Raw genomic sequence first — 25,955 nt, 5'->3', positions numbered from 1 at the left:
GATGACAACCGCAGTCGCCCGTCCGGTCGCCTACGTCGTGGCCCTGATCGCGGTGGTCGCCATCGCGTTCGTCGTCGGCCGCGCGTGGGGGCCCGATGTGGAGCCGGCGCCGCAGCATTCGCCGTCCCACAGCGTCGAGCAACCCGACGCGCCCGACTCCGTCCCGCATGGAGGTGACCACTGATGACCGCGACCGCACCTCACCTGATCGACCTCGACATCTCCGGCATGACGTGCGCGTCATGCGCCAACCGCATCGAACGCAAACTGAACAAGCTCGACGGGGTGACGGCGTCGGTGAACTATGCGACCGAACGCGCACACGTCGAGGTGCCGAGCGGCCTGGAGACGACAGACCTCGTGGACGTGGTCCGTGCGGCCGGTTACGACGCCGCGCCGGTCGTGCCGGACCAGCCTGCCGGTACCGAGGACGCCGAGCGCACGGGTTCGGACGACCCCGAGCTGGACGCGCTCCGGCGACGGTTGATCGTGTCGGCGGCACTGTCGGTCCCGGTGATCGCGCTGGCGATGATCCCGGCGCTCCAGTTCACCTACTGGCAATGGGCGTCGCTGACCCTTGCCGCTCCCGTCGTCGTCTGGGGCGCCTACCCGTTCCACCGCGCCGCGTGGGTCAATCTGCGCCATGGTGCCACCACGATGGACACCCTCGTCTCGGTGGGAACCCTCGCGGCGTTCGGATGGTCGCTGTACGCCCTGTTCCTCGGAACGGCCGGCACGCCGGGCCTCACCCACGGCTTCGACCTGCTGCCGCAACGCTCCGACGGTTCGTCGCACATCTATCTCGAGGCGGCCGCGGGGGTCACGACCTTCCTGCTGGCCGGACGCTACTTCGAGAAGCGCGCCAAACGTCGTGCGGGAGATGCGCTGTCGGCGCTGATGGATCTCGGCGCAAAAGATGTCGTGATCCGCGACGCGAGTGGGGTCGAGAGCCGAATCCCCATCGCGCAGCTGGCGGTCGGCGACGAGTTCGTGGTGCGGCCCGGCGAGAAGATCGCGACCGACGGCGTCGTCGTCGACGGCGCATCGGCGGTCGATGCGTCGATGGTGTCGGGCGAATCGGTACCCGTCGAGGTCACCCCGGGTGACGCGGTCGTCGGCGCGACGATCAACACCAGCGGACTGCTCGTCGTGCGGGCCACCGCCGTCGGGTCGGACACCGCGCTGTCACAGATGGCGCGCATGGTGACAGCGGCTCAGGAGGGCAAGGCCGACGTCCAGCGTCTGGCCGACCGCATCTCGTCGGTGTTCGTCCCGATCGTCATCGCGATCTCGGTTGCGACGCTGAGCTTCTGGTTGGGCGTCGCATCGACGTCGGGGTTCGCGGGCGGAGATGTCACCTTCGCGTTCACCGCGGCGGTCGCCGTCCTGATCATTGCGTGCCCGTGTGCGCTGGGGCTGGCCACACCGACCGCACTGATGGTCGGTACCGGGCGCGGGGCGCAGCTGGGCATCCTGCTGAAGGGGCCGGAGGTGCTCGAGTCGACGCGACGTGTCGACACGATCGTGCTGGACAAGACGGGCACCGTCACCACCGGCGAGATGACGTTCTCCGCGATCACCGTGGTCGACGGCTTCACCGAGGAGCAGGTTCTCGGCTGGGCGGCGTCGGTGGAGTCGGGGTCGGAACATCCGATCGCGGCGGCCATCGTCGATGCCGGACGCGACCACATCGACGCACACGTCCGTGACTTCGTCTCCACGCAGGGCGCCGGCGTCGCCGGGATCGTCGGCGACCGGCTGGTGAAGGTGGTGTCGCCGAGCAAGGTCGACGTGCCCATGCCACGGTCACTCGACGTCGCGGTGGCCACCGCCGAATCCGAGGGCGCGACGGCGGTCGTCGTGCTGGTCGGAGAGCAGTCCTCCGAAGATGCTGCGGGACAACCGGTTCCTGTGGGAGTCGTCGTGGTGGCCGATCGGATCAAATCGTCGTCGGCCGCGGCGATCGCCGAGTTCCGGCGACTGGGGTTGACGCCGAAGCTGCTCACCGGCGACAACGAGGGTGCCGCCCGGGCCGTGGCGTCGAGTGTCGGCATCGACGATGTCACCGCCGGCGTCAGCCCGCGACGCAAGCTGGAGGTGATCGCCGAACTGCAGGAGCAGGGCCACGTGGTGGCGATGGTCGGCGACGGTATCAACGACGCCGCGGCGCTCGCGCAGGCCGATCTCGGCCTCGCGATGGGCACCGGAACCGACGTCGCGATGGCCGCCAGCGACTTGACCGTCGTGAGCGGCGACCTGCGCGCGGTGGCTGACGCCATCGCCCTGGCGCGTCGAACCCTCGGCACCATCAGGGGAAACCTGTTCTGGGCCTTCGGATACAACGTCGCAGCCATTCCGCTGGCGGCCGCGGGCATGCTCAACCCGATGATCGCGGGCGCGGCGATGGCCCTGTCGTCGGTCTTCGTCGTCGGCAACAGCCTGCGACTCCGGGGGTTCGCGCCGAAGCGCTGACAGGTGACCGCCGGGTGCGCAGCGGTCACGCCCTGGTGGTCACCCGCGATGCCGCGTGCCGCCCGGCGCGCCGGCCGAAGTACGATCCCTCACCCAATTGTGTTCCGCTGCAATAACCTTTGCAGTCCTGGGCGATGTTGGTCGCGCTGGCGCCGGCTGCGTAGAGCCCGCTGATGACCGAGCCCGACTCGTCGAGTACTTCGCCGTCGAGCGACGTGGCCATGCCGCCCATCGTGAAGCCTGCGTACATCGCCTTGCCGAGGGAGAGGTCGTAGGCGGCCCAGGGGCCGGTGTCCTGCGGTTCGAGGAACTCGGCGGCCTTGTGGAAGTCGGGGTCCTCCTTCTTCGCCGCGTTCTCGTTGTACCGGGCCATGGTCGCCTGCAGCTTGCCCTCGGGGATGCCGAGGTCTCGCTCCATCTCCTCGATCGTCTCCCAGCCGTCGATGAGCGGGACCAGATAGTTCTGCTTCTCGTTCATGTGTGACTCGTTCACGATGAGGTAGGCGACCGAATCAGGCTGCTCGAGAACGAAACCCGAAGTCCGCGCGTGGTAGGAGTCCTCGGTCACGAACCGCTCCCCGAACTTGTTCACGATGACACCCATCACCATGCTCGCGGGCGGGTAGATCGGCGCGGTGATGAACGCGTTGTTCATGTATTTCAGCGCGGCACCGGCGGATTGCCCCATTCGCAGCCCGAGCCCGTCGTCGTAGGTGTTGCCGAGGACGAACGGCTTCTCGGCGAGATGCGGGGTGTGCTCGGCGACCATGTCGGGGTTCATCACGAAACCGCCGGCGGCGATGATGACCGAGTCCGCGCGGATGACGCCCTCCGCGTCGGGCGTCTTCCATGTCACGCCGACGACGGCCCCGTTGTCGTCGACGACCAGTTGACGGGCGCCGGTCTCGTAGCGGACCTCGGCGCCGAGTTCGTCGAGCCGGGTGACGAGCAGGTCGATGACCAGCTTCGCGCCCCCGGTCTCCCCGGGGACCGGGACCTTGTGGCCGCGCGGTGCCGGTACGGCCTGGTGTTTGAACGGCCAGACCTTCTCGTTGCCGGTGAACATCAGCCCCTCGGTGCCGGGCTGGATGACGGCCTTCTCCGGATAGAAGCTGCGTTCGAAGGTGAAGCCCAGGCCCTCGAGCCAGTTGAAGTGGTCGACACTGTCGGCGCAGTAGGCGTGGATCTTGTCGGGCTCGGGATCGACCGACACCGCGGTGAGGTACTTCTCCATCTCCTCGACGGAGTCGTCCTGGCCGGTGGCCTTCTGCACCGCGGTGCCGCCGCCGAGGTAGAAGAACCCACCGGACAGCGAGGTGGTGCCGCCCGGAGCTGCGGCGCGCTCGAGCAGGAGGACTCGCGCCCCGTTCGCGGCGGCCTCCGCCGCGGCGCATCCGCCGGCGATGCCGAAACCGATCACGACGACATCGACCTCGTCGGAGAACTCGGACACCGAAGTGAGGGGGACGGTCTCCGGGATCTCGGTACTGGTAGCCATGAGCGACAGATTAACCGACAAACTAGAACCTGTTCTAGTACTTGATAACGATTCGTGCACCGGTCCGCCGGTCGGATCACCGGGTGATCTCGGAACGGACGGCCCACGGCGTACTCACAGGTTTCTTCGGTATCAAGAAATATGTCCTCTACTACGACGCGGCGTAGCCTCTCGCCGGCCCCCGGGATAGCGGGTGTGGTCGCCGTCGGTGCTGCTCTTGCGGCCGGCGAACTCGCCGCGGTGCCGATCTCGCCGGACGCGTCGCCGTACTTCGCGGTCGGCTCCTCGGTCGTCGATCTCTCGCCCAAGCCGGTCCGTGACTGGGCCATCGACACCTTCGGGACCGCCGACAAGCTCGCGCTGTTCGTGGGCATGGGTGTTCTCATCGCCGTCATCGCGGCCGCCTGCGGGTACCTCGAACGCCGTCGGCCGCCGCTCGGTTCGCTCGTCGTAGCGGCGTTCGGGGTGGTCGGTGTCATCGCGGCACTCAACCGGCCGAACGCCACATGGACCCACGCAGTGCCCTCCGTCGTCGCCGGTGTCGTCGGTGTCCTCGTCCTGCGACTGCTGCTGGCGCAGCTCGGTCCGCGCCGCGCCGCGTCGCGGAAAGACGGCGTCGAGACGGATGGCGCAGAGACCGATGACGTGGATGCGCGCCCGGCCGGACGCGCCTCGATGTCGAGACGCTTCGTGCTGACCGCGGCGGGCGTGGCTGCCGTGGCGGTCGCCGCCGGTGCCGTCGGGCGCAAGATGCTCACCGACACCGCGGGTGTCATCGCGGACCGGGCTCGCATCCTGCTTCCGACGCCGAGGACGTCGGCTCCACCGGTGCCCGACGGGGTCGATCTGTCCGGTTCCGGCGCAACGTCTTTCATCACCGACAACGACGACTTCTACCGGATCGACACCGCTCTGCAGGTGCCGACGCTGACCACCGAGGACTGGCGACTGCGCATCCACGGTGACGTCGACAAGGAGGTCACGCTCACCTGGGACGACCTGCTGGCGATGCCGATGACCGAACGCATCGTGACGCTGACGTGTGTCTCCAACGAGGTCGGTGGCGACCTCGTCGGCAACGCCCGCTGGCTCGGTGTGCCGATGCGCGATGTCCTCGAACTCGCGGGCGTCAAACCCGGCTCCGACATGCTCTTGTCCACCAGCATCGACGGGTGGACGTGCGGCACCCCGATCTCCGACGTCACCGACGGCCGCGACGCGTTGCTGGCCATCGGGATGAACGGATCCCCGCTGCCCTTCGAGCACGGTTATCCCGTTCGCCAGGTGGTGCCCGGGCTGTACGGGTATGTCTCGGCGACCAAGTGGGTCGTCGACTGGGAGATCACCCGGTTCTCCGAGGCGAAGGCGTACTGGACGACTCGCGGATGGTCGGCGATGGGTCCGATCAAGATGGCGTCGCGGTTCGATCGCCCGGCCGACAACTCCGAGCATCCCGCCGGGGAGGTCGTCGTCGCCGGCACCGCGTGGGCCCAGCACACCGGGATCGAGCGGGTCGAGGTCCGCGTCGATCAGGGTCCGTGGCAACCCGCCGAGCTCGCAGCGGAGTACAGCATCGACACCTGGCGGCAGTGGCGGTTCCCGTGGCAGGCGACCAAGGGCGAGCACACCCTCGAATGCCGAGCGATCGACAAGCTCGGCCGGGCGCAGATCGAGCGCTATCAGGCGACTGCGCCCGACGGGGCGAGCGGTCTGGACGACCACGTCTACACCATCGTCTGACTCCTCTGTCGCGCTGAGCCCGGCCGGAGTGACCCGGCCTGCGGACGACAACTGTCCGGACATCTGTCCAGAAATGGGAAAAACCGCAGCGTCAAGGCCAGAGTGAGGTATCTGACTCACCTGAGCTGTCGCTGAGAACGCATGTTATGTTCAACGCACCTTTATGTGAGCCGGGTGACAGTCATCCCCTTGTCAGACCCGTGCACCTCGTGACCTGCGTCAGGTCGTCCGTTTCGCCGACACACATGGCGGAGCTGCACGATCTGGAGGCAGGTCACCTCGTTGACAAGACGCGCCGAGCACAGGCGCGCCAACCAACGGCGCCGCGGTGAGCGGCGCCGGATCAGGCAGGGTGAAACAGAATGACAGTGGGTGTCGTGCGCGAGACGGCCCCGGGGGAGCGCCGAGTGGCGCTCGTCCCGAAGGTGGTCGCTGCGCTGGTGGGCAAGCAGGTGCCCGTGGTCGTGGAGTCGGGGGCCGGTCTCGGCGCTCTGATCCCCGACGAGGCGTACACCGAGGCGGGAGCGTCGATCGGTGACCCGTATGAGGCCGATGTGGTCTTGCGGGTGTCGCCGCCGTCGGATTCCGAGATCGGCAAGCTGCGCAGCGGGCAGAAGCTGATCGGTTTCCTCGCGCCGCGCAACGCCGACAACCAGATCGGCACGCTGCGCGACGCCGGTGTCGAGGCGTACGCGGTGGAGGCGATCCCGCGTATCTCCCGAGCACAGGTGATGGATGCGCTCAGTTCGCAGGCGAACGTCGCGGGGTACAAGTCGGTCGTGGTGGCCGCGGATGTGTCGACGCGGTTCTTCCCGATGCTGACAACGGCCGCCGGCACGGTGAAGCCGGCCACGGTACTGGTCCTCGGCGTCGGCGTGGCGGGTCTGCAGGCGCTGGCCACGGCCAAGCGTCTGGGCGCCCGCACCACCGGATACGACGTGCGCCCCGAGGTCGCCGAGCAGGTTCGTTCGGTCGGGGCGCAGTGGCTGGATCTGGGCATCGATGCTGCCGGTGAAGGCGGGTACGCCCGTGAGCTCACCGACGACGAGCGCGCCCAGCAGCAGCAGGCGCTCGAAGACGCGATCAAGGGCTTCGACGTGGTCATCACCACCGCGCTCGTGCCGGGACGTCCGGCGCCGCGTCTGGTGACCGCGGCCGCGGTCGAGGGCATGAAGCCGGGCAGTGTGGTCGTCGACCTCGCCGGCGAGACGGGCGGCAACTGCGAGCTGACCGAACCGGGGCAGACCGTCGTCAAGCACGACGTGACGATCGCGGCACCGCTGAACCTGCCGGCCACCATGCCCGAGCATGCCAGCGAGCTGTACTCGAAGAACCTGCTGGCGTTGATCGAGCTGATGCTCGACGACAACGGCACCATCACACCGGATTTCGACGACGAGGTCGTCGCGGCCGCGTGTGTCACACGTGAGGCCGGCGCCGGGAACGACGTGAGCGGGCCGAAAGACGATCAGCAGGAGGTGTCTGCCTGATGTATTCCGGACTTCTCGCGAATCTCGCGATCCTGGTGCTCGCCGGGTTCGTCGGCTTCGCCGTCATCTCCAAGGTTCCCAACACCCTGCACACGCCGTTGATGTCGGGCACCAATGCCATTCACGGCATCGTCGTGCTCGGCGCGCTTGTGGTCCTGGGCAAGTTGCCCGCCGACGCCGGGTGGGGTGTGCGCATCATCGCCTTCGTCGCGCTGGTGTTCGGCACGCTCAACGTGATCGGTGGCTTCGCGGTCACCGACCGGATGCTGGGCATGTTCAAGGGTAAGAAGGAGGCGGCCAAGTGAACGGCTCGCAGTTGGTACTCGCGGCGGGCGCGCACACCCCGAGCGAGGGCGTCGCCTACCTGGTGACTGCGCTCTACATCGTGTCGTTCTCCCTGTTCATCTACGGCCTGATGGGTCTGACCGGACCCAAGACCGCGGTGCGCGGCAACTGGATCGCCGCGGTGGGCATGGGTCTGGCCGTCGCCGCGACGCTGCTCTACGTCTGGAACGAAGGAGCTGTCGGTTCCGACGGGCACTCGACCGAGGGTGTCCCCACCATCAACTGGGTGCTCATCGTCGTCGGTCTCGTTCTCGGTGTGGCACTGGGTATCCCCCCGGCGCTGAAGACCAAGATGACGGCCATGCCGCAGCTGGTCGCGCTGTTCAACGGCGTCGGCGGTGGCACCGTCGCGCTCATCGCCTGGGCCGAGTTCATCGAGACCTCCGGGTTCTCGACGTTCCACAACATCGAGCCCGCGTCGCCGCTCGTGATCGGTTCGCTGATCGCCGCGATCATCGGCTCGATCTCGTTCTGGGGATCGTTGGTGGCCTTCGCCAAGCTGCAGGAGATCATGCCCAAGGGGCTGGAGAAGACGTTCGTCTCCAACGCCAAGCTGTTCCAGGCCGCCAACATCGTGCTGCTCATCGTCGCACTCGGTGTGGCGATCTACCTCGGAGTCGACGCCTCGAACGGTGGGGGCGCGAGCATCTGGTGGATGGTGGGTCTACTGATCGCCGCGGGCGTGATGGGACTGTTCGTGGTGTTCCCCATCGGCGGCGCGGACATGCCGGTGGTGATCTCGTTGCTGAACGCGATGACGGGTCTGTCGGCTGCGGCCGCGGGTATCGCGTTGGACAACACGGCGTTGATCGTCGCCGGCATGATCGTCGGCGCCTCGGGTTCGATCCTGACCAACCTCATGGCCAAGGCCATGAACCGGTCGATCCCGGCCATCGTGTTCGGCTCCTTCGGTGGCGGCGATGCCGCTGCCGCAGGCGGTCCCGGCGCCGAGGGCGGCACGGTCAAGGCGACCTCGGCCGCCGACGCCGCGATTCAGATGGCCTACGCCAACCAGGTCATCGTCGTCCCCGGTTACGGTCTGGCCGTGGCGCAGGCCCAGCACGCGGTCAAGGAGATGGCAAAGCTGCTGGAGGCCAAGGGCGTCGAGGTCAAGTACGCGATCCACCCGGTCGCCGGCCGCATGCCCGGTCACATGAACGTGCTGCTCGCCGAGGCCGACGTCGAGTACGACTCGATGAAGGAGATGGACGACATCAACGGCGAGTTCAGCCGGACCGACGTCGCCATCGTCATCGGCGCCAACGACGTCACCAACCCCGCGGCGCGCAACGATCCGAGTTCGCCGATCCACGGCATGCCGATCCTCAACGTCGACGAGGCGCGCTCCACCATCGTGCTGAAGCGGTCGATGAGTTCGGGTTACGCCGGCATCGAGAACCCGCTCTTCTTCGCCGACGGCACCAGCATGCTCTTCGGCGACGCCAAGAAGAGCGTCGACAGCGTCATCGAGGAGCTGAAGGCGCTCTAGCGCTCCTGTTTCGGTCACGAGACCCCGGCAACCGTTCTGGTCGTCGGGGTCTCGTCGTCGGTGGCCACCCGTTCAGAGTGCGCCGACGAGACGTCAGGAAGTTCGCCCCAGTTTCACCTGCGCTTGTCGTAGGACCGACGGCACCTTGGACGCCGCGAAAAGTGTGCGGAACTGCCAACTGTCGTCGCGTGGAAGGATTCTCGACCGCTGAAGGGCGTCGAGTGAGTCGTACAGGGTTTCCCCCTCTTGGAGGAGACCGTCCTCGTTGAAGTGGTACCGATCCACGGCCGGGCACTGGAGGAAACGACCGTTGCCGTGCACGACCGCGGCCGTGTCGTCGTACGGGTACAGACGCAAGGAGCCGTCGAAGTGGCCGCTCCCCATGTATCTGATCATGGTACGAACCGTGCCCTCCGGTGTGACGTCGACGTAGACCTGGTCCGGCACCGGGTCATAGCGCCAGTCGGGGATCGCGTCGAAGAAGGCGAAATTGTAGGTGACGAAGTCATCGATACCGACGATTGTCCTGCCGAAAGTCGTGACGTCCGTGTACTTCATGTCCGGTGCGTACAACTCGTGGTTGAGGCTCATGTCCCGAACGAGGAAACTCCACCAGTACTTCTTGGCCCATGTCATGAGCCACGAGAAATCGCGGTCGAATGCCTTGCTGTACATATCCAGTTTTGCCTCCCACATCGTGAACCACTCACGGGTCGTGGCCTGGAGCTCCTCTTCCGAGAGGACACGAACAGGATCGCCCCGGTTCGAGTCGAGATACTCGGGTGCGGGTCGGGCGAGGCGGGGTTTCCGCAGAGCCTCCTGGAACATCTCTTCGCTGAACGTCATTTCTTTCCTCTCTGGTTGTGCCGCAAGAGTGCGACAGGGACTTTCGGGGGTGGTTGGTTCGCCTGGACGGTCCTGGGGGTTCGCTCGCGGTGGTGGGTATTGTCGAGATCGGCGAGCAATGCGGGGAACGAGGGGTCGAATGGTGGACAGTGACTCGGACAAGCTGTGGCGAGGACAGACGCTCCACGACCGTTCGTTGAAGCGGCGGGAACAACTGCTCGATGTCGGCGAGGAGCTGCTCGGAAGCGCGGGGGCCGGCGCCGTGACGATGCGGGCGGTGGTCCGCGAGGCGCAGCTCAGTCCGCGCTACTTCTACGAGACCTTCAGTGGCCGCGAAGATTTCCTTGTCGCTGTTTACGATCGCGTCGAAAGGCGACTCCTCGAGCGTGTGTCGGGGATGGAGCTGAGCGAAGACTTTCGAACATCGGTCCACGCGGTCTGTATCCTCTGCGGCGACTTCTTCGAGGAGGACCCCCGCCGCGCTCGAATACTCCTTCGCGAACCGTTGAGCGACGACATCCTCCGCGACCACAGTGCGCGACGCGCCCAGATGTTCGTCGAGACCATGCTGAGATTGCTCGGCGCGGAGAGCGTGATACGACCGCGCCCGGAGCTGATACCCGCCCTGGCCACCGGACTGTCCGGTGCACTGGTGGCGCTCTATCTCGGTTTCGCCGACGGGCGACTCGATCTGACCCGCGACCAAATCGCGGAGACCGCGGTCGAGATCGTCTACGCCTTGGCCGACGCTGCGCGCCCGCGAGTGCATCGCACTCAGTAGCTGGTTCGGTCCGACTGACTGGAGCAGGTCGATGACGGGTTGCTTCTCATAGATCCTGGCCGCTGTATGTTCACCCGGACGGTGCGGCCGCTGTATGTTCACCCGGACGGTGCGGCCGCTGTATGTTCACCCGGACGGTGCGGCCGCCGGCGAGTCGGTTCGGGCGAGTCGACGGTTGGATCGAATCCGTCTGTGCCGAAGTTGTTCTGAGACGGAGGGCAGTATCGAGTAGCTGTGCGGTCCGGGGGTCGCCACGACGATAGAGGTCATACACCTTGCCGGTCAGAGTCGCACTGGCGCCGAGCCACCGGAACAGCGGTTGCACACACCAGTACATCAACCGGAGCAACGGATCGGCGACCCTCGGTACGCCGTTTCCGCGCCGAAAGACTTCTGGTACAACGGCCATGCACATCAGCTCGGACAGCGCGAGCGTGAGATCGACGGCGACGTGGCGCAGCCGGCGGCCGCCGCCGAGAGTGGTCAGGAGTCGTACCGCGCGCAGCCGGTCGGTTGACCACCCCTGCTTTGTGCAGAACTGATCGGCGACGGACTCGTAATACGTAGTGAGCTCGTCCGGTGTGGTGGGAAACGACTCCCGCGGTACGCCCATCAGAACAGCGATCTGCGATCCCTCGGACAGGTATTCGCACATCTCCCGATCCGAGAGGCGTTGTACACGTCGTCCGTTCTCGTAGGCGAAGTTCTCGTACGCCAGGATGGCGGCGTGGACGATGGTGACCGCGGCGAACAGCATGCTGGATTGATCGGTCGCGGAATACTTCTCACTGCTCCCGGTCATCGTTCCATGCATCGGCCGGTGATAGTTGAACAGTTGGCGCGCGGCCAGGTTGGCCTCCGATTTCGACCCGAAGAGAATGGGTGCGGGAACGCTCACCGTCCGTACGACCCGCTCGAAGAAGGTGACCTGAGGGCCACTGCTGACCTGCGCCGTCCTCGATGGTGCGCCGAAGACGGGATCGTGCTCGGCCAGAACGTGCTGGAACACGATGTGCGGGGATTCAAGGGCATTGGTGATCTGCGCGATCATGACCTGCGTCGCGGGGTGCAGGAAGACCCTCCACGACCACGAATCGGGGCCGAAGTAGCCCGTGTCGTCATCGGGACCAGGCGGCTCTGTCGGCGTCGACGGCCCGGGTTCCGGCATGGTTGTACCTCATCTCGACATCTGACCTCGAAGTCATAGGAATCGGGTGATTCCTATGATTGAGGGATCGTGTCACTTCGATCGCACGGTGTCAACGACGGCGATCGAGCAGGAATCGAGAAGCCGATGCCGGGTGGGGGACAGTAGCGTCGACGTCATCGCCCGATCGATCATGGAGGAAACCATGGCCCTGTCATTGCGTTCGCTGTCGCTCTGGTATCAGCGAAAGGTCAACGAGCGCACCGTCAGACGTATCCGGAACAAGAGCGGGTCCATGTGGGGTATGGAGATGCTCGTGCTCCGCACGACCGGACGGAAGTCCGGTCTGCCCCGCGAGACCCCGCTGAGCTGGTTCCCCGACGGCGACGACTGGCTGATCGTTGCGTCGGGTGGTGGCAAGCGGAATCCGGACTGGTTCGCCAACCTGACTGCTCACCCCGACGCAGTCGCCGTCGAACGGCACGGCGAGGAGCCTGTTGCGGTGAGACCAGTTGTCCTCGACGCCGAGGAACGCGCGACTGCGTGGAAGCGTGTCGTCGACGCCCAGCCGCGCTATGCCAAGTACCAGAAGAAGTCGTCCCGCGAATACCCGCTGGTCAGGTTGGTCGCCACGGGTCGGTAGACGTGGGCCGATGAGTTTCGGTGGGGTGGGGTGTCTACCACTGCACAAACTCATCGCCCCCGCTTTCCAGGAGATCGTCATGGCTCATCACACCGTCACCCGCGGAACCGTTTCCACTGCACCCGACGGCACCGACACCGTCACCACCGAAGAGTCGGCCACCCGGCATGCGGGCCGGAACTGGCGCCGCACAACGGGAATCGTGATCAGTGTGCTGGTCGGTGCGTTCTTGTCCTTCGACGTCGTGATCAAGCTGACGCGTCCGCAGGAGGTGATCGATTCCATGGCAAAGCTCGGCTTCCCGATCGGGCAGGCCCTGGTGATGGGCGTCGTGCTGCTCGTCTGCCTCGTTGCGTACGCGATCCCGCGTACCGCGGTGCTCGGCGCCCTCGGCATCACTGCCTACCTGGGTGGAGCGGTGACGGCCAACATGAGGATCGAGGCGCCGCTCTTCGACACGGTCCTTTTCGCGGTCTATACCGGGGTGCTGATGTGGATCGGACTCGCCCTGCGCCGCCCGGAATTGCTGAAAGTGGTCGGCCTGAAACGCTGAGTCTGCTCGACGCTCAGCGGCCCCGCACCCGTTACCGATCTGGGATCGCATGGGTGCGGGGATGTTGCGCATCTCTCGTACCGTTACGCGAGTGACTGGTGTGACCAGAGTGAAGCGTATGAAGCTGGCAGCGGCGGCGACGATCGCGGTTGCCGCGCTCGGCGGCGTGGCCGTCGGGGCCCTGCCGGCGCAGGACGCGTCGGTGGTGACGACTGCTTCGGCCGTCGATCCGGCCGGTCTGTACAACAGTGCCCAGTCGAAGTTCGCCGGTGGCGACGTCGCGGGTGGACTCGAGTTGCTGCAGCAGGTCCTCGCGATCGCCCCGGCGGACACCGACGCCCTCGCCTTGCAGGCGATCTGGGCCGACCAGATCGATGATGTCGTCGTCGTCCGCTCGGCACTCAATCGGCTGTCGATGATGAACCGGGCGCTCGCGACCACCGCGCGCAACATCATCTCGGGTGTCACCACTGCCGCAGCGATCGTTCCGGCGACCACGCCACAACCGGTGTCCGGCCGGGTGGCCATCGTCGTGCTCGGTTACGGACTGAACGCCAACGGCAAGATGGCGCCGGAACTGGTGAACAGGGTGTCGGCAGGCAAGGCGCAATCCGAGGTCAGCACCGATGCCCCCATCGTCGTGACCGGCGGTGTGCCCAAGAAGGGCATCACCGAGGCGGCCGCGATGCGAACCTGGCTGGTCGACAACGGTGTGGGGGCCGACCGAATTCTCGTGGAGGACAAGTCGGGATCGACGGTGGCCAACGCACAGAACACCGCCGAGATCCTGCGGGCGCGGGGTATCCGCGACATCGTTCTGGTCACCTCGCCGAACCATATCCGGCGCGGTGCGGCCGATTTCGGCGCCATGGGTCTACGCGTCGTCGGGTCGCTCACCACCGCAACGGACCTCGAGAAGTACCAGACCCCGTTGACGAAGTCACAGCAGAGCGGCATCAGACTCGAAGCCACCCGGACCGCGAGGATCCCGGCGACACACGAAGCCGGGCTGCTGCCGCAGAACCTGCCCGACCCAGGTCCCGGGTTGATTCCGGAGATCGGCGGGAAGATCCTGCAGGAGCTGTTGGGCGCCGGTTCTTCCGGCTGAGGGGGCTCTGCCGGGCCACGACCACGGGGCCTGTCCCGGTGAAGTGAGTCACATCAAATCGGCATTGTGCTGCGATCTCTCCACGCGCCGCGGGCAGAATTCATCTGGATTCAACAAATCGCCGGTACTTTCGGACATATGCGAAAAAAGGGAGTCGGGGCCCTCGGAATTCGCGACGTGGTGCGGTACGACCTACCCGCATCGCTCGTGGTTTTCCTTGTCGCCCTTCCGTTGTCATTGGGAATCGCCATCGCGTCGGATGCCCCGGTGCTCGCCGGGCTCATCGCCGCGGTGGTCGGCGGCATCGTCGTCGGCCTGATAGGCGGTAGCCCTCTTCAGGTTTCGGGTCCGGCCGCCGGGCTCACGGTCGTCGTCGCCGACATGGTCGCCAACTTCGGTTGGCGCGTAACATGTTTGATCACAGTGGGCGCCGGGGTGCTCCAGATTTTGTTCGGCCTCAGCAAGGTGGCCGGAGCCGCGTTGGCCATCGCGCCCGTGGTCGTGCACGCGATGCTCGCCGGAATCGGTATCACCATCGCACTGCAGCAGATTCACGTGTTGCTGGGCGGTAGTTCGGCGAGCACCGCGTGGGAGAACGTGACCTCTCTGCCGTCAGGGCTGGCGAACATCGAGACCTCCGGTGCGCTCGTGGGTGGCACGGTCATCGTCGTGCTCCTGGTCTGGCCGCTGCTGCCGGCGCCGGTACGCAAGGTGCCGGGACCTCTGGTCGCGATCGTCGGCGCGACCCTCATGACGTTCGTGTTCGGTCTCGACGTCGAGCGGATCAGCATCGACGGCAACTTCTTCGAGGCGATCACCCTGCCGGAACTACCCGACGGCGGTTGGGGCGCAGTACTTCTGGGTGTGCTGACCGTCGCCCTGATCGCGAGCGTCGAGTCGCTGCTGTCCGCGGTGGCCGTCGACAAGATGCACACCGGCCCGCGCAGCAACCTCAACCGGGAACTGCTCGGCCAGGGCAGCGCGAACATCACCTCGGGAATGCTCGGCGGGTTGCCGGTGACCGGTGTGATCGTCCGCAGCACGACCAACGTGGCCTCGGGTGCGCGCACCTCGGCGTCGGCCGTGATGCACGGTGTGTGGGTGCTCGTGTTCGCGGCGCTGCTGACGGGTCTCGTCGAGCAGATCCCGATGGCCGCGCTGGCCGGGCTGCTGGTGGTGATCGGCATCCAGTTGGTCAAGCTGGCGCACATGCGGATCGCGCTGCGCACCGGAGATCTCTGGGTCTATGTCATCACGGTGCTGTCGGTCGTCTTCCTCAACCTCCTCGAGGGAGTGGGCATCGGGCTGGCCGTGGCGATCGGACTGGTCGTCTGGCGAGTGGTCCGGGCCGAGATCACCTCTGAGCCGACCGGCGCCGAGGAATCGCGGCAATGGGTTGTCCGCGTGCATGGTTCGTTGAGTTTCTTGTCGCTGCCGAAGCTGAACAAGGCGCTGACACAGGTGCCGGACGGAGCGCATCTGACGCTGGAACTCGACACCGATTTCCTGGATCACGCGGCGTCGGAGATGCTCCAGGACTTCCGATGGGCACACGAAGCGGGCGGCGGTACGGTGCTCGTCGTCGAGAAGGGCCGTGCCCGGCTCGTCGACGCCCCCCGGCGTCCTCCGCGCCGGCACACGACGGGGTTTGCCGGCCTGACACCGTGGCGTAAGCGTGCCGACTCGGAAACTGCTGCGGCGCAGGATCGGCCGGCCGCACTGCGTTCGGTCCTCGGCGGAGTCGACGAGTATGAGAACGAGCATGCCGACGCGTTGCGGGCCATGCTCGCCGACATCACCGAATCACAGGATCCGGACTCTCTCTTCGTGACCTGCGCGGACTCGCGACTGCTGCCGAACGTCATCACGGCCAGCGGACCGGGCGATCTGTTCACCGTGCGCAACGTCGGCAACCTGGTTCCGACCGCGTCGGACGATGACGTATCGGTCGAGGCCGCACTGGAATTCGCGATCGGCGAACTCGCCGTGTCGTCCGTCGTGGTCTGTGGTCATTCGTCCTGCGGAGCCATGCGTGCTCTCCTCGACGGTGAGCAGGCGGAGTCCGACCCCGCCGAGACGACCACGACCGGGGAGACCTCGGACCGCACGCCCATCCAGCGTTGGCTGCGTCATGCGGTCCCGAGCCGGGTGGCGTTCCGCCACGGACATCCCGCCGGCCGGGCCGCAGCCGAGCTCGGACTACCCGAGGTGGATCAACTCGCGGTGGTCAACGTCGCGAAGCAGATCGAGACACTCGCACGCCATCCCCTGGTAGGCCGGGCGGCCGCCGAGGCCCGGCTCCGAATCGTGGGACTCTACTTCGACATCGCCACTGCGCGGGTGTACGAGGTGACCCCACAGAGTCTGTCCCCGGTGGCCCCACGCGAGGAGGCGCCTGCCGTCTCGAGCTGACGGCGGGCGAAGGCGGTCAGGACATCACCGAGCGGAAATGGGTGACGAACCGGCCGTTGCCATGGACGTCGCCGTCGAACATGTGGAACGCGATACCCGGCGGTTGACCCCGGTTGACGACCTCCAGGCCCTCGAACGGCAGGTTGAGGGTCGAGGAGACGCCTGGTGCAACGCACAGCGGACGGTCGGCGAACGTGGTCACCGCCGGGGTGTGTGCGTGTCCGCACAGGAAGGCGACGATGTTCGGGTATTCGCCGACGAGCGCGGCCAGACGCTCCTCGCCGGTCTGACGGATCGAGTCCATGAACGGCATGTGCAGGTCGACCGGTGGGTGGTGGAACGCGATGAACACCGGGGTGGACGGGCCCGCCGATCGCAGTTCCGCTGCCAACCAGGCGACCGTCCCGTCATCGAGGTAGCCGTCGTTGCGTCCGGGAATCGAGCTGTCGCACATCAAGAAGACGACATCGTCCCCATCCCGTCCGCGTAAGCGTCGTGCGTGGTTGATCGGCCCGGAGGTCTCGGTGCCAACGAGGGCAGCGCTGAAGGGTTCGCGGACGTCGTGGTTGCCCGCGGTGATGAGCATCGGCAGCGGACTCTCGAGCACGCCGAGCGCCTCGCGATACTCGCTGGGGGCGCCCTCGTCGGCGATGTCGCCGGTGACCAGGAGGACGTCGATCCCGGCCGCGCGGGCATTGACGTAGTCCAGCGTCGACTCGATACGGCTCCTGTTGAAGCGCGTCCCGTTGAAATGCAGGTCGCTGATCTGGGCGACAACGAACACGAAGAGCTCCTGTCACGGTCTCTGACTCACACGAGGCTATCTGTCGGGTGGGCCGGAGGACCCATCGCGTCGACGGTGCGAGGTGCAACGCACTCCGCGGACATGACTGTGGTCCAGCCCGCTCCGATGCGCGAATCGGTCTGTTTGCATTCTCCCGGCTCCGCGCGCACACTTGCGAACGACAACTAGTTGCAGACCGCAACTAATTGCAAAGGGAAAGTAAAGGCTCGGATCGGAGGGAGCGTGATGCTCGATCAACAGGCGATCGACGACCTCTTCGAGACGCTGCTGCGGTTCGTACGCATCCGCGAGCGAGCGGTCCACACCACGTTCCGGACGCGTGAAGGCGAGTTCGAGGCGGCGGCGTTCAAGGCGCTGTTCCCGCTCTCCCGACGCTCGATGCGATCCCGTGAGCTCGCCGAGACCATGAACGCCGATCCGTCGACGGTGAGTCGTCACGTGGCTCAACTCGTGGAGCACGAGCTGATCCGCCGCGAGGCCGACCCCGACGACGGTCGTGCCACCCTCCTCGTCATCACCGATGCGGGCCGAGACCGCGTCCTGGCGATGCGCGAGATGCGGCGAACCGCGATGGCCGACGTCATGGCGGAGTGGACCGACGACGAACTCCACACCCTTGTCAGGCTTCTCGGCCGATTCGTCGACGCCGCAGACGCGGCCCTCAACCCGGCGTGCCCAGCCCGCGAGCCGGACGCGGATGCGTGAAACCCGTGAAAGGACAACAATGACAGACTCTTCGGCGGCCCCCGAAACGGTGGTCTCTGGAACGGTGGCCCACGACGGTGAGGTCGCCGGGGCCGGACTGACCCATCGCCAGATCCTGACCATTCTGGCCGGACTCATGATGGGCATGTTCCTCGCCGCCCTCGACCAGACCATCGTGTCGACCGCGATCCGCACCATCGCCGACGACCTGCAGGGATACGACATGCAGGCCTGGGTGACCACGGCCTACCTGGTCACCGCGACGATCGTGACCCCCCTGTACGGCAAGCTCTCCGACCTCTACGGTCGCAAACCGTTCTTCTTGCTGGCGATCTCGATCTTCATCGTCGGTTCGTTGCTGTGCACGATCGCCACGTCGATGTACGAGCTCGCCGCGTTCCGCGCTTTCCAGGGACTCGGTGCGGGCGGCCTGATGACCCTCGCGTTGACCACCATCGGCGACATCGTGCCGCCCCGTGAACGCGCCAAGTACCAGGGCTACTTCCTCGCCGTGTTCGGCACCTCCAGCGTCCTCGGGCCGGTTCTCGGCGGCCTGTTCGCCGGCCAGACGACGATCCTCTGGGTGTCCGGCTGGCGCTGGGTGTTCCTCGTGAACGTGCCGATCGGGCTCGCCGCGCTGTTCGTCGTCTACAAGGTGCTCAACTACGACCAGCAGAAGGGCGTCGGCGGGCGCACCGATTACTGGGGCGCGACGGCGCTGGCCGTCGCGGTGGCCCCGCTGCTCATCGTCGCCGAGCAGGGCCGCGAGTGGGGCTGGAGCTCCGGACTGGCGATCCTCTGTTACGGCATCGGCATCGTCGGTATCGCGGCATTCATCTGGATCGAGCACACAATGGGCGACGACGCACTGATCCCGTTGCGCGTGTTCAAGAACGTGGTCTTCAGTCAGGGCATCGTCATCTCGGTCATCATCGGTGCGGTCATGTTCGGCGGGATCTCGATGCTGCCGCAGTACTTCCAGGTCCTCCGCGGATCGAGCCCCATGGTCGCCGGTCTCCAGATGCTGCCCATGGTGCTCGGACTCATGACCGGCTCGATCCTGTCGGGCCAGCTGATCTCCCGCACCGGCCGCTACAAGATCTTCACGATCATCGGCGCGGTGCTGATCACCGCGGGCACGTTCCTGCTCCACCTGGTCGGCACCGACACCCCGGTCTACCTGGTGATGCTGATGGCGGCGCTGCTCGGGTTCGGTCTCGGCAATCTGATGCAGCCCATCACCCTTGCGATGCAGAACATCCTGCCGCCCAAGGACATGGGACTGTCCACCGGCACCGCCACCTTCTTCCGTCAGATCGGTGGAACGCTCGGTGTCGCGGTCTTCTTCTCGCTGCTGTTCTCGTTCATGGGGCCGAGCATCCGGGACGAGATGGTGTCGGCGGCCGCTCAGCCCGAGTACCGCGCGGCGGTCGTGGAGGCCTCGCAGAGCACCGACCCGCAGGTCAGTGCATTCGGACAGTCGCTCATGGTCGCCGCCCAGAACCCCGGTGCCGCAGCCGGATCGTCGAACAGCGTCATGAGCGACACCTCGGTCATCGAGAAGCTGCCCACCGAACTGGCACAGCCCATCAAGGAAGGCTTCGCCAACTCGATGGACCGGGTGTTCCTGGCGGTGTCGATCATCTCGCTGCTGGCCATCATCGGAACGATCACCTGGAAAGAGCTCCCGCTGCGCCAGGGACGCCCGATCGGGGACCCGGAGCCGACGCCCGCCTCGTGAGGGCGCACGCTCCTGAGGTGGGGGCACCGCAAAAGCGCTACCTGACCCCCATAGGCGCTAGTTGTAGGTAGCGCGGCTGATGGGAAAGTAGCGCTTCTCTGGAAGAGCGACCTGAGGTGGTGACCGGAAGCGGTCCGTGACCCTCAAGAGGCGCGGGCGGTGGGGAGATCGGTGGCGTAGCGGATCACCGAATCGACTCGGCCGAGACGCCGTTCGATGATCACGATCGCCTCGGCGAGCTGTTCGGGATCGTCGACATCGGCGACGAGTGTCGCCGTGTACCCGTTGTTGCCCACCATGAACGGCAAGACGGCGGAGTACTCGCTGCTGACGACGGCCACCGGGATGTCGAGGCGGAACAGGGTGCGGGCGTAGTCGATGGCGGCGGGATCTTCGAGGACCACGAGCGGGACGGAGGCGGTGTTCTTGCTTCTTCTCATGTGTCGAGAGTGGACTCGTAGTGTGGGGTCGGGTTCGGAATCCTCTGTGGATTGGCTGTGAACGTCGCAGCGACAGCGCATCTCATCGTCCGTTGTCCGGCCACGTGCAGGACCCGACTCACCCGGACAAGGTCCTGCCGAACAGGGCCTCCAGTTCGGTGAAGTGATGTTCGCAGGCCTCGTGATGGTAGGCCTCCAGGTCGGACATCGTATAGCCGTGTGGTGCACCGGGATAGACGGTCGCCGAGTGGGCGACGCCGCCGCCGGTCAGGGCGTGCTCGAACTGGGCCACCGCCGTGGCGGGTAGCGATCGGTCCTTGTCGGCATGGATGGCGAGCACGAAGGCGTCGATGCCGACGAGATGCAGGTGCGGACTGTCACGGTCGTCGGTGACCAACCCGCCGGTGTGGAACAGGCCCACCGCGGCCACGTCGTCGGGCCGGGCGGCGGCGATGTTCAGCGCAAACCGCCCGCCCATGCAGTAACCGGTGACACCGACGGGCCCGGGAGCGACGCCCGGTAGGGATTGCAGAGCGTCGAGGTAGGCGACGAGGTCGGGACGCACCGCGTCGGGAGTGAGCGTCCGGGCCCGTGGCATGGCGGAGGCGAAGAACGCGGCCCGCGCCTCGGGCAGGAGGAGGTCTTCGGTGGGGGCCCACTCGGTGACGGACCCATACCGATGGAACAGGTGGGGCACGAGCACGACGAATCCCCACGACGCGATGCGGTCGGCCATGGCCTCGATCCGCGGCCGCAGCCCGATCACGTCGGTGAGGAACAGAACACCGGGCCGCAGGGTGTCGCCCGATGGTGAATCCGGCCGCGCCACATAGGCCTCGGTGTCGGCGTCGGCCGCGGCGATGGTGATCGTCTCACCGGTCATGGGCTTCACTCCTGTCGTCGTCTCGGCTCAGAGGTCGCCGGGAAGTTTGTCCCGTCGGATTCCGCGCCAGCTGGGGTGACGCAGGTGGCCGGCCGTCGTCCAGTCCATGAAACGGACCTCGCCGACGATCTTGGGCAGGACCCACACCGCGCTCGACGCGACGGGTCGGTCGAGTTTGTCGAGAAACGGCGACCGCGAGATCTCCAGCGGGCCCAGTTCCTCGGCGAGCGAACGCAGCTGCGCGTCGGTGAATCCGGTGCCGACGCGACCGACGTAGCGCAGCCCGGTCTCCTCGGGCAGACCGATCAGCAGGGAGCCGATGGTGTGGGCGCGGTTGCCGCGCCCCGGTCGATACCCGCCGACGACGACCTCGATGTCGCTCCAGTTCTTGTGCTTCAGCCAGGTCGTCGACCGGCGCCCCTGCTGGTACACCGAGTTGCGGCGTTTGGCGACAACGCCTTCCAGATTGTGTTCGCGGCTGTACTCGACGGCGGCCGATCCCGGGCCGGGAAGCAGCGGCGGAACCTCGACGAAGGCGGAGTTGCGGAAGGCAGGGGCCAGTTCCTCGAGGAGCTCGCGACGGACCGACCACGGCTTGCGCAGCAACGACGAGCCGTTGAGGAAGAGGATGTCGAACAGGTGTAACCGCAGTGAGTACGGCTCGTCGGTGTGCCGGCGCGAGGTCAGGAGGGTGAAGTTGGTGCGCCCGGAGGAGTCGATGGCGACGACCTCGCCGTCGAGCACCACATCCATGAGGCCGAGATCGTCTGCGAGACCGGCGAGTTCGGGAAAATCGGCGGTCATGTCGATACCTGATCGAGAGGTGAGCCGGAACTCGCCGCCGACCGAGCGGATGAGGAGGCGATACCCGTCCCACTTGCCCTCGAAGGCCCAGTCGCGGCCGTTGAGCCCGTCGATCGACTCGTCGGTGGCGAGCATCGGTCGTGGATCGGTGAGGCTGTCGGGAACGATCGGGCGCGGCTCGTCGCTCATGAGGTGGGCGAGCCAGTTCTTCTCGCCGGTCCGGATCAGTGCGTACCGGCCCTGCACGCGCTCGCCGTGGAGGCGGACGATGACCTCTTTGTCCCGCCACTTCTCGAGCTCGAAGGTGCCCTTGTCCCAGATGGATACGTGGCCGCCGCCGTATTCGCCCGCCGGGATGTCGCCTTCGAAGTCGGCGTAGTCCATCGGATGGTCCTCGGTCTGCACCGCAAGCCGGTTCTGATCGGGGTCGGTGGGCGGGTTCTTGGGTATGGCCCACGACACCAGGACCCCGTCGTGTTCGAGCCGGAAGTCGTAGTGCAGCCGGCGGGCGTGATGTTCCTGAATCACGAAGATCGGAGTTCGGTCCGTCGCCGGCTCCGCGGAGTCGGTTTCTTCCGGGAGGCTTTCGGCTTCGATGCGCTGCCGGTGCACCTCGTCACCGAAGGGTTCGGGCGTCTTCGACTGGTCGCGCTTGCGCCGGTATTCCTTCAGGTTGATGACCTGGCCCGCCGCCTGCTCGACGACGGGTTCGGGCTCGTCGTCGTAGGGGTCGTCGAGGCCGTCGAGAAGATCACCGAACTCCTCGACGCGGTCCAGTACCTCGGTGTAGAGCAGTTGGGCGAGCCCGGGATCCTCCATCTCCTCCCAGGTGCGCGGCGCGGCCACCCACGGCTGCTCGCGTCCGCGCATCGAGTACGGGGCGAGGGTGGTCTTGGCTGCGGTGTTCTGGCTCCAGTCGATGAAGACCTTGTCGTCGCGCAGCGACTTGGACATCTTGGCGGTGATGAAATCACTGTGCTGACGCGCGAACTCGTTGGCGACCTCCTGCGCCACCTTGCGCGCCGCATCCGACGTCACGGGTTTCGGGAGCCGCGCGTAGAGGTGGATGCCCTTGCCGCCGCTGGTCACCGGGTAGGTCGTCGCCCCGCCGAGCCAGTTGCGGATCTCGCACGCCACCTCCGCGGTCCGGTGCAGCGGCACCCGCGGTCCGGGATCGAGGTCGAAGACGATGCGATTGGCCATGGGTGCCCCGTCGGGTCCCATGGGGAGCCGCCACTGCGGTGTGTGGATCTCGAGCACCGCCATCTGCGCGAGCCAGACCAGCGTGGCGCGATCGTCGGCCATCGCATACGAGATGACCCGCTCGCTGTGCTGGATGCCGTGGCGTCTAATCCAGTCCGGTGCGCTGTCGGGGACGTTCTTCTCGAAGAACGGGGTCGACTCGACGCCGTTGGGCCACCGTTTACGGGTGATGAGGCGACCCCGCACGTGGGGCAGGAGGACGTCGGCGATGCGCGAGTAGTAGTCGATGACCTCGAACTTTCGGGTCCCGGCCGCCGGATAGAGCACCTTCGACAGATTGGTGATCGAGATCCGTCGGCCGTCGACCTCCAGAGTCTCGCCGCCTGCCATGCCGTCCATTGTCCACAACGACGGCCGAGAAGGTATCGCTGCTTGCCGCCATCTGACCCCGATCCCTGGCAGAATGGCCTCCATGCGCTCGATCTGGAAGGGCGACCTCAGCTTTGGCCTGGTCAACGTGCCGGTCAAGGTCTATTCCGCGACCGAGAGTCACGACCGCAAGTCCTACCAGGTCGACTCGTCGGACGGCACCCGCATCCGTTACCGCCGCGTGCGTGAGGGCACCGACACCGAGGTCGACTACGGCGACATCGCCAACGCCTACGAATCCGAGTCCGGTGAGACGGTGATCCTGACCAAGGAGGATCTGGCCTCGCTGCCGGTACAGAAGAGCCCGGAGATCTCGATCCTGGAATTCGTGCCCGCCGAGCAGGTCGACCCGATCTATTTCGACAAGCCCTACTATCTCGAACCGTCGTCGAAGTCGCCGAAGGCGTATGTCCTGCTGGCCAAGGCGCTGGAGGAGACGGATCGGCTCGCGATCGCCTCGTTCACCCTGCGCAACCGGACACGCGTGGCGGCGCTGCGGGTCGTCGACGGTGTGATGACGTTGCAGACGCTGCTGTGGCCCGACGAGGTCCGCAAACCCGACTTCGGCTTCCTCGACGACGACACCGAGATCCGCGACCAGGAGCTGCAGATGGCGGCGTCGCTGATCGAATCGATGGCGTCGGACTACGACCCCTCCGAGTTCGAGGACACCTATCAGAACGAGTTGACCAAGCTCATCGAGGCGAAGTCCGAGGGCGGCGAGGCGTTCCCCGAATCCGACGACGAGGACAAGGACACCGAGGACTCCGACGTCGCCGATCTCCTCGCCGCGTTGCGTGCGTCGGTGAAGGACAGAGGGGACTCGGACTCGAAGGACACCGCCGCCGAGAAGGCCCCGGCCAAGAAGGCTGCGGCGAAGACCGCCGCGAAGAAGGCGCCGGCCAAGAAGGCCGCTTCCAAGTCGACGGCCAAGAAGGCCTCGTCGGGCAGTTCTGGGTCCAGCAAGTCCACGGCCAAGAAAGCGCCCGCCAAGAAGTCCTCGCGCAAGGCGAGCTGACCCGCGCCGCCGGAATTCGGTGGCATCACGGACCGCGATTCGGGCAAGCTCGTGGGGTGAAATCCGCCGCCGACACCCGTCTGCCTCGCGCGTTGCTGCCGTTTGCGCGCCGGCAGTATCGGCTGCTCGCGTCCGGACTGATTCTCGCCATGTTCGCCGACGGTGTGTGGACGATCGCGGTGATCTGGCAGGTCATCGCACTCGGCGGCGGACCGGGTCAGGTGTCGCTGGCCACCGGCGTGGCCGCGGTGGGGATGTTGCTCTCCACTCTGGCCGGTGGTGTGCTCGCCGACCGTATCTCGCAGCGACACATCATGATCGGGCTCGAGGTCGCGAAGATGGTCGCGTTCGGCGCGATCGGGCTGGCGTCGGTCACCGGCGTGTTGCAGCTGTGGCATGTGGTGCTGGCGTCGTTGCTGGGCGGCATCACCACCGGCATGTACTACCCGGCGTATTCGGCGCTGCTGCCGGCGATCGTCGCACCGTCGGAGTTGCAGGCGGCGAACGGGATCGAGGGGTTCTTCCGGCCGGTCGTCTTCCAGGCCGGGGGTCCGATGATCGCGGGTGCGGTCATCGGGGCGTGGGCCCCCGGCCCGGCGGTGCTGATGGCGGCCGTCGCCACCATCGCCTCGGGTGTCTGTTACCTCTGGATGGCGCCGGTCACGGCGCGCCGACTCGGCGAGACCACCGAGGACGAGCCGGCGGTCGAAGGTGCGGGTGCTCGGCGGATCGTCACCGACCTGGCCGAGGGATTCGTCTACATGGCCCGGACCCCGTGGCTGTGGGGCACGCTGCTCTTCGCGTGTGTTCTGGTGCTGGCGACGCTCGGTCCGATCGAGGTGCTCGTACCGTTCGCACTGCGTGAGCGCGTCGACGGTGGCGCGACCCAGCACGCCTGGGTACTCGCCGGATTCGGACTCGGCGCGGCCGCGGCGTCGCTGGTCTTCGCCTCGATCCCGATGCCACGGCGGTACCTGACCGTCATGTTCTCGCTCTGGGCGTTCTCCAGTCTGCCGTTGGTGCTGATGGGTCTCGCCGATTCGACGTGGATGTTCATCGCCGCCGGAGTGGCCTTGGGCATCCTGTTCGACGGCCCGATGGTGGTGTGGGGCACGCTCTTACAGCGCCGCGTGCCACCTGCGCTGCTGGGCCGGATCGCGAGCCTGGACTTCTTCGTGTCGGTCGCGCTGATGCCGGTGTCGATGGCCATCGCCGCCCCGGTCTCGTCGGCGATCGGCCTGACCGCCACGTTCGTGCTGGCCGGGCTGCTCCCGGTGCCGATCGCGTGGGCGTTCTACTTCGCCGCCCGTATGTGGCGGGACGAGATCGAGAACCCGCTTGTCGACGAGGACCACCCGAAGCTGGTCGATTCCGCGCGTTCATAGCTGCGGACCGCGCGTGGC

The 25,955-nt window shown here is 66.5% G+C and carries 22 protein-coding genes; 15 read left to right on the top strand and 7 right to left on the bottom strand.

Annotated features, from left to right (window positions below; genetic code table 11):
- Position 1: 1 nt before the first annotated feature.
- Positions 2-184 (top strand): hypothetical protein, encoded by a 183-nt coding sequence (locus tag ACSUZC_RS22385; protein WP_439030638.1) that lies wholly within the window; start codon positions 2-4, stop codon positions 182-184.
- Positions 184-2,472, top strand: a complete 2,289-nt coding sequence (locus tag ACSUZC_RS22380) for a heavy metal translocating P-type ATPase (protein WP_439030637.1) — start codon at positions 184-186, stop codon at positions 2,470-2,472. Before ACSUZC_RS22385 ends, ACSUZC_RS22380 begins: the two co-directional genes overlap by 1 nt.
- Before the next feature lie 25 nt (positions 2,473-2,497).
- Here the strand turns inward: ACSUZC_RS22380 and ACSUZC_RS22375 are convergent, their stop codons facing one another.
- Positions 2,498-3,970: an FAD-binding protein gene (locus ACSUZC_RS22375; RefSeq protein ID WP_439030636.1), complete on the bottom strand. Its 1,473-nt coding sequence runs from the start codon at positions 3,968-3,970 to the stop codon at positions 2,498-2,500.
- A 141-nt stretch (positions 3,971-4,111) separates the two neighbouring features.
- On the opposite strand from ACSUZC_RS22375, the gene ACSUZC_RS22370 reads away from it, so the two are divergent.
- From ACSUZC_RS22370 to ACSUZC_RS22355, 4 genes are all read left to right on the top strand, one after another.
- Positions 4,112-5,710, top strand: coding sequence for a molybdopterin-dependent oxidoreductase (locus ACSUZC_RS22370; protein WP_439030635.1), 1,599 nt, complete (start codon positions 4,112-4,114; stop codon positions 5,708-5,710).
- Between the two features lie 362 nt (positions 5,711-6,072).
- The gene (locus tag ACSUZC_RS22365) at positions 6,073-7,200 is read left to right on the top strand and encodes a Re/Si-specific NAD(P)(+) transhydrogenase subunit alpha (protein WP_439030634.1); all 1,128 of its coding nucleotides are present in this window, start codon (positions 6,073-6,075) and stop codon (positions 7,198-7,200) included.
- Positions 7,200-7,505: an NAD(P) transhydrogenase subunit alpha gene (locus tag ACSUZC_RS22360; RefSeq protein WP_006358004.1), complete on the top strand. Its 306-nt coding sequence runs from the start codon at positions 7,200-7,202 to the stop codon at positions 7,503-7,505. The genes ACSUZC_RS22365 and ACSUZC_RS22360 overlap by 1 nt, the downstream gene beginning before the upstream one ends.
- Complete coding sequence (locus ACSUZC_RS22355) at positions 7,502-9,034, top strand: NAD(P)(+) transhydrogenase (Re/Si-specific) subunit beta (RefSeq protein ID WP_439030633.1); 1,533 nt, start codon at positions 7,502-7,504, stop codon at positions 9,032-9,034. The genes ACSUZC_RS22360 and ACSUZC_RS22355 overlap by 4 nt, the downstream gene beginning before the upstream one ends.
- A gap of 93 nt (positions 9,035-9,127) precedes the next feature.
- Here ACSUZC_RS22355 and ACSUZC_RS22350 read toward each other — a convergent pair whose 3' ends face one another.
- Entirely contained in the window at positions 9,128-9,880 is a 753-nt protein-coding gene (locus tag ACSUZC_RS22350; protein ID WP_439030632.1) for a nuclear transport factor 2 family protein, read from the bottom strand.
- A gap of 139 nt (positions 9,881-10,019) precedes the next feature.
- Here ACSUZC_RS22350 and ACSUZC_RS22345 point away from each other — a divergent pair, with 139 nt between their 5' ends.
- Positions 10,020-10,661 (top strand): TetR/AcrR family transcriptional regulator, encoded by a 642-nt coding sequence (locus ACSUZC_RS22345; RefSeq protein ID WP_439030631.1) that lies wholly within the window; start codon positions 10,020-10,022, stop codon positions 10,659-10,661.
- Positions 10,662-10,731: 70 nt separating this feature from the next.
- Here ACSUZC_RS22345 and ACSUZC_RS22340 read toward each other — a convergent pair whose 3' ends face one another.
- Positions 10,732-11,829 (bottom strand): oxygenase MpaB family protein, encoded by a 1,098-nt coding sequence (locus ACSUZC_RS22340; RefSeq protein WP_439030630.1) that lies wholly within the window; start codon positions 11,827-11,829, stop codon positions 10,732-10,734.
- A gap of 184 nt (positions 11,830-12,013) precedes the next feature.
- On the opposite strand from ACSUZC_RS22340, the gene ACSUZC_RS22335 reads away from it, so the two are divergent.
- The 4 genes from ACSUZC_RS22335 to ACSUZC_RS22320 all read left to right on the top strand — a co-directional run bounded on the left by ACSUZC_RS22335 (position 12,014) and on the right by ACSUZC_RS22320 (position 16,524).
- Positions 12,014-12,451: a nitroreductase family deazaflavin-dependent oxidoreductase gene (locus ACSUZC_RS22335; protein ID WP_439030629.1), complete on the top strand. Its 438-nt coding sequence runs from the start codon at positions 12,014-12,016 to the stop codon at positions 12,449-12,451.
- Positions 12,452-12,530: 79 nt separating this feature from the next.
- A complete protein-coding gene (locus tag ACSUZC_RS22330; RefSeq protein WP_439030628.1) occupies positions 12,531-13,004 on the top strand; it encodes a DoxX family protein in 474 nt (157 codons plus the stop codon).
- Positions 13,005-13,122: 118 nt separating this feature from the next.
- Positions 13,123-14,112 (top strand): YdcF family protein, encoded by a 990-nt coding sequence (locus tag ACSUZC_RS22325; RefSeq protein ID WP_439030627.1) that lies wholly within the window; start codon positions 13,123-13,125, stop codon positions 14,110-14,112.
- A gap of 138 nt (positions 14,113-14,250) precedes the next feature.
- Positions 14,251-16,524, top strand: coding sequence for a SulP family inorganic anion transporter (locus ACSUZC_RS22320; RefSeq protein ID WP_439030626.1), 2,274 nt, complete (start codon positions 14,251-14,253; stop codon positions 16,522-16,524).
- A gap of 16 nt (positions 16,525-16,540) precedes the next feature.
- Here the strand turns inward: ACSUZC_RS22320 and ACSUZC_RS22315 are convergent, their stop codons facing one another.
- Positions 16,541-17,308 carry a metallophosphoesterase gene (locus ACSUZC_RS22315; protein ID WP_439030625.1) on the bottom strand — a complete coding sequence of 256 codons (768 nt, stop codon included), beginning with the start codon at positions 17,306-17,308 and terminating at the stop codon, positions 16,541-16,543.
- Positions 17,309-17,554: 246 nt separating this feature from the next.
- Here ACSUZC_RS22315 and ACSUZC_RS22310 point away from each other — a divergent pair, with 246 nt between their 5' ends.
- Both ACSUZC_RS22310 and ACSUZC_RS22305 read left to right on the top strand, forming a co-directional pair.
- Complete coding sequence (locus tag ACSUZC_RS22310; RefSeq protein WP_439030624.1) at positions 17,555-18,034, top strand: MarR family winged helix-turn-helix transcriptional regulator; 480 nt, start codon at positions 17,555-17,557, stop codon at positions 18,032-18,034.
- 19 nt (positions 18,035-18,053) lie between these two features.
- Positions 18,054-19,775, top strand: coding sequence for an MDR family MFS transporter (locus tag ACSUZC_RS22305; protein WP_439030623.1), 1,722 nt, complete (start codon positions 18,054-18,056; stop codon positions 19,773-19,775).
- Between the two features lie 143 nt (positions 19,776-19,918).
- On the opposite strand, the gene ACSUZC_RS22300 is transcribed toward ACSUZC_RS22305, so the two are convergent.
- The 3 genes from ACSUZC_RS22300 to ACSUZC_RS22290 form a co-directional block, all read right to left on the bottom strand.
- A complete protein-coding gene (locus ACSUZC_RS22300) occupies positions 19,919-20,215 on the bottom strand; it encodes a hypothetical protein (protein WP_439030622.1) in 297 nt (98 codons plus the stop codon).
- 118 nt (positions 20,216-20,333) lie between these two features.
- Positions 20,334-21,098, bottom strand: coding sequence for a dienelactone hydrolase family protein (locus tag ACSUZC_RS22295; protein ID WP_439030621.1), 765 nt, complete (start codon positions 21,096-21,098; stop codon positions 20,334-20,336).
- A gap of 27 nt (positions 21,099-21,125) precedes the next feature.
- Positions 21,126-23,495 carry an ATP-dependent DNA ligase gene (locus ACSUZC_RS22290; RefSeq protein ID WP_439030620.1) on the bottom strand — a complete coding sequence of 790 codons (2,370 nt, stop codon included), beginning with the start codon at positions 23,493-23,495 and terminating at the stop codon, positions 21,126-21,128.
- A gap of 73 nt (positions 23,496-23,568) precedes the next feature.
- On the opposite strand from ACSUZC_RS22290, the gene ACSUZC_RS22285 reads away from it, so the two are divergent.
- On the top strand, positions 23,569-24,552 hold the full coding sequence (locus tag ACSUZC_RS22285; RefSeq protein WP_439030619.1) for a Ku protein: 984 nt from the start codon (positions 23,569-23,571) through the stop codon (positions 24,550-24,552).
- 56 nt (positions 24,553-24,608) lie between these two features.
- Positions 24,609-25,937, top strand: a complete 1,329-nt coding sequence (locus ACSUZC_RS22280) for an MFS transporter (RefSeq protein ID WP_439030618.1) — start codon at positions 24,609-24,611, stop codon at positions 25,935-25,937.
- Positions 25,938-25,955: the final 18 nt, after the last annotated feature.

It is taken from the genome of Gordonia terrae (assembly GCF_051789125.1).
GTDB lineage: Bacteria > Actinomycetota > Actinomycetes > Mycobacteriales > Mycobacteriaceae > Gordonia > Gordonia terrae_A.
Note: the sequence above shows the minus strand (reverse complement) of the source record. Positions and strands in the feature narration are given on the sequence as shown.